Below are 680 nucleotides of genomic sequence, written 5' to 3'. Positions count from 1 at the left end.
ATTCGCGGCAAGAACGCCGGCAAACGGTGTTCCTGCGACTGCGCGGACAAACGCCCTGTTAGGGAACGGGCGCATACCGCGTTTGCGATACTTCCCTGTACACAAAACTTCTCACAGGCTCAACTGTTCCCTCGTGTGCAAAGTCGTCGTTTGACCGGACGCGGCGATAAATCCGGCGCATGAGCACAGAGTGCCGTCCGGTCGAACAGCGCCGTCCGAGGGAGACGGTGCGTAGGGATACGGGGCGCCGTTTTCCGCAGATTGTCTTTGGTCTGCCCGGCGCCTTCAATTGCTTTCACCGCTTTGAATGTAGTATATTGTTGTCATGAAAGAAGAAACGCTCACATTTGCGCTTGGACAGAGAGTTGTGTATCCCAGTCAGGGTGTCGGAAAAATCCTTGGAATCGCCGACAGGCAGTTCGAAGGTAAAACGCTCACGTACTACGATATCTATTTCGAAGAAGAAGATATGAATATCATGGTGCCTGCCGAGCGTGCGGAAGAACTGGGAGTGCGCTGCATAGTCCCACCCGACGAAGCGCAGCGGGCGCTCGACATGATGAGCGAAGACTGCGAGCCGATTACCTCAGACTGGAAGCTGCGCTACCAGACGAACTACGACTTGCTGAGAAAGGGAAGCGTCGCCTACGTGGCGACGATAGTGCGCTGCCTGTACCACC

General features: G+C 55.6%; 1 protein-coding gene. It reads left to right on the top strand.

Annotated elements, in window-relative coordinates:
• Positions 1 to 325 precede the first annotated feature (325 nt).
• Positions 326 to 680 (top strand): CarD family transcriptional regulator (locus AWU74_RS07105; protein WP_062328713.1); only part of this gene is annotated, 355 nt, incomplete at its 3' end.

Source organism: Treponema endosymbiont of Eucomonympha sp. (assembly GCF_001028545.1).
Note: the sequence above shows the minus strand (reverse complement) of the source record. Positions and strands in the feature narration are given on the sequence as shown.